At 66.9% G+C, this 3254-nt stretch carries 5 protein-coding genes; 3 read left to right on the plus strand and 2 right to left on the minus strand.

Annotated elements, in window-relative coordinates; genetic code table 11:
- A partial coding sequence (locus ACH442_RS47930; protein WP_396344907.1) for a hypothetical protein occupies positions 1-347 on the plus strand: 347 nt, incomplete at its 5' end.
- Positions 348-368: 21 nt separating this feature from the next.
- Here ACH442_RS47930 and ACH442_RS47935 read toward each other — a convergent pair.
- Complete coding sequence (locus ACH442_RS47935; RefSeq protein WP_396344908.1) at positions 369-830, minus strand: hypothetical protein; 462 nt, start codon at positions 828-830, stop codon at positions 369-371.
- 173 nt (positions 831-1003) lie between these two features.
- On the opposite strand from ACH442_RS47935, the gene ACH442_RS47940 reads away from it, so the two are divergent.
- The gene (locus ACH442_RS47940) at positions 1004-2455 is read left to right on the plus strand and encodes a hypothetical protein (RefSeq protein WP_396344909.1); all 1452 of its coding nucleotides are present in this window, start codon (positions 1004-1006) and stop codon (positions 2453-2455) included.
- A gap of 91 nt (positions 2456-2546) precedes the next feature.
- Positions 2547-2786 carry a hypothetical protein gene (locus ACH442_RS47945; protein WP_396344910.1) on the plus strand — a complete coding sequence of 80 codons (240 nt, stop codon included), beginning with the start codon at positions 2547-2549 and terminating at the stop codon, positions 2784-2786.
- 21 nt (positions 2787-2807) lie between these two features.
- On the opposite strand, the gene ACH442_RS47950 is transcribed toward ACH442_RS47945, so the two are convergent.
- Entirely contained in the window at positions 2808-3020 is a 213-nt protein-coding gene (locus tag ACH442_RS47950) for a hypothetical protein (protein ID WP_396344911.1), read from the minus strand.
- Between the last annotated feature and the right edge of the window lie 234 nt (positions 3021-3254).

Here is a 3254-nt window from a genome sequence, read left to right on the forward strand (position 1 = left end):
CTCGGGCGGTCGCCACCGACCCCGACCGGGCCCGACGCCTCACCGACCACGCCGAGACCGCGGCCCGGTCGATCATCCGCCCGGATCAGCAGGCGTGGGCGCTGGTCACGGTGGCCGAGGCGGTCGCCGCCACCGACCCCAACCGGGCTGGTCGGGTTCTGAGGGAAGTTTTGGCGGTGCAGCCATGGCAGATGTCGTTAGCTGTGGTGGCAAAGTATTGGCCGGGGGTGTTGTTGCGATGTGTGGATGCGTTGTCTGGCAACGAACGGGCCATTGATACTGGTGATACCGCCTATTCAACTGTCGCGAGTTCTCGCCATGGGGCGGGCAGTTGCTACCCGCCGTAGTCGAGGCGGCGTGGAGGCCGGTCAGTCGAGGTCCGTCGTTTCCAGGAACGTCTCAGCGGACTCACGGACCGACTCGTCCCGGTCTTCGATGTGCGCCGCCACGGCCTCCCGCAGTTGCCCGATGATCGCCCCGCACTCGGCGAGACCGGGGCCGTCGAACACGTCGCCGTATTCGATCGGCGCGGCCGCGACGGTTTCCAGCCAGTCGATCAGCTCAGCCCGCAGCGGGCGGCCCTGCACCCAAATCGCCGTCTGTGGGTCACTCAGGATCGCAGCGACGAACAGGGCGGCTGGCGCCGTCGCCGGATAGACCGAATCCTGGTGGGTCAGCAGATTGCCCAGTTCATGCCATGCCTCGGCGATCCGGCCCTCGTCTTCGCTGAGCAGTGCCCGCAGTCGATCCGGTACGTCCTCGGCCGAACCATAAGCGTGGCTGAGCTCCGCCCAGTCCGTCCCATTGAGAACGGCATCCATGTCGATCATGCGGCGAATCTTAGGCTGCCTTCGTCAGCGAGGCTGTGCAGGTCAGGGCCGTGACGGGGCAGGCAGAAGTAGTAAACGGACCGGAATCAACGGCAATGCTGGTCAGAGCCGATAGTTACGTTCCTCGACGAGCGGGGCAGAGCTCCGACTCTCGCGTGGGCAGAATGGTGCCGGTGGACAGCTTTGTGCGGCAATTCGTCGACTACTGCCAGTACCAGGTGCGGTCGGCGCCGTACTGGCGTACCGGCATGGGCATCTACCTGGTCGGTGACAATCTGCTGCACGTCAGCAGCCCGACCGAGTGCACCGGCTTCGCCGCCACCCACACCGGGTGGATCGAGATGCGGGTGGTCACGTGCGACGGACCCCCGAACGAGTTCGCGGGCAAGTGGGACGCCATCAGTGAGACGACACTGTGGTGCCCCCGCGGCGTGTTATCGGTGCACAGCATGATGGGCAGTACCACCGACGAACTCGCCGAACTGCCCGTGGCGCCCGGCCTCATCCGGGTACGTGCACACGCCCGCAACCTCATTCACGAGAGCCTCCGCACCGACGAGGACCCGCCGGAGCAGCACGAACTGCTCGTATGGCCGGTGACCGAGGAAGTCGGCCCGCGAACCCTGCGCGCGACCGGCGCCCGTCGCCGGTGGGAGCAGAAACCGGCGAAGGCCGCCGAGTACGCGATGCTCGACGTGATCAGGCCGTACGACACCTACGAGGAACGCGACGACCCGGCCCTGCCCCGTGTCACCGTGGTCCGCCGGCGGATCTCGCCGTTCTCCGCGGCCGAGGCGACCCGCGTCCTGGAAGGACGGTTGCCCGTCGGCGACCGGGAAGTGCACCTCATCAGGATCGCTGACGACACGCTCGAGTGGCGATGGGCGGCCGCAGCCGCCCTGCTTCCGGACGATGAGCCGAGCATCGTACGGATCAACGCCGGGAACGACGGCGAGCTCACGATCCGCCATGAGGGGGTGATCGGCCGGCACGCGATCATGCTGGGCCTCATCTGGGACCACCTGCTGGAGAAAGCCCCGGACAGCCTCCCGGCCTGGGAACCTGTGCTGCGCGCCCGCGCGGCCGAAGAGGCCGAGCGCATCGAGGCCGGCCGCCGCCTGCGCGCCGAGCAGGAGACGAAGTCCTGGGGTGGCACCCCGCCCACCGAGCGGTTGCAGAAGCTCCTCTCCGGCAACGCGAAGGCCTTGGCTCGGCTCGACCGCCCACTACTGGACCGTTTGGCCGTGCTGCCAGCCGGCCGCCAGCGTGAGATCGCCGTATGGGCGGCCCGCCGGGCCATGCGCGCGGCCGGCCTGGAACAGATCGGCTCGATCGCCGAGGCGTTGGAAGCGGCCGAGGCCGGCGGGCAACTCCCAGCAGCCTTCACCGAGAACTACGGTCAGGCCGCCTATCTTCGGGTGTGGGAAGACCCCGCGACACCGCACACCGTCATCACCCTGCCCGACGGCACGCCGAACTTCCACCAGCAGTCTGTCGCCTTCCCCGCGCTGCTCTCGCTGGTCTTGAAGGACCCGCTGGCCGCTGCAGTCGACGCCGTCTACACCGCCGCCATCGCTCACGGCAAGGACGGCTACGCCGCATTCCTGGCCGAAGTGCCGGGCTGACAAGCGTCCCGCAACGTTCGCCCGGCCGACCGACATATCCCTGTCGGGCTGGCTGTCACTTCCAACCTGGAACCAGCGGTAGCGCTGGTCGATGATCCCCGATGCACCGCTCGTCGGTCACACCCGTACGGTGCCGTCTATGGATGCGCGGGAACGACGAGTCGACACTGCCCGGATTCTCGGGACCATTGCCCTGGTCATCGGCTTCCTGATCGCTATCGTTGGCCTCGCGACTGACAGCACACCAGCCAAGGGCTACCTCTTTGCCGGGATGCTGGTCACCGTCGGCGTTGGTCTGCGTCTCGAGGCTGCCATCACGGATCGCCGCTGAGATCGAGCCGATCAAGATCAATCACACTTCTTGCGCCAGAGCCTGGTTCTCGCTGGCATAATCACCCACATCGGGTGAATTGTCGCGCCAGGCCTTCTTCGATCGTTTCTGGACATTCGCGCGGCAGGCGTAGGGCAGCTGAGCCTCGCAGTCGAAGTCCCGTATGTCGGCAGCCGTCGCCATCCGGATCATCATCGCCATCTTGTCGGGCGCAGCGACCGCGCCATACTTCATATGACGCAGCGGTGAGCCCAGGTCTCGACACCATGAACGCGTCGAGACCTGGGCTTACACGCGTCTGCTAAGTCGTCGCCGGACAGACGGCGACACCAGCGGACACGGACGGCGCGGCGAGCTCTCGGGCGAGGGTGTAGCTAGTACGGCAGCCGCCATTCGTGAGGTGACCTCGGGTCCCGCGGGAACGAGGACGGCCACCGCATGATCGTCTGTGCGTTGTGGACACAACAT

Origin of the sequence: Actinoplanes sp. NPDC020271 (assembly GCF_044388125.1) — a bacterium.
Taxonomy (GTDB): domain Bacteria; phylum Actinomycetota; class Actinomycetes; order Mycobacteriales; family Micromonosporaceae; genus Actinoplanes.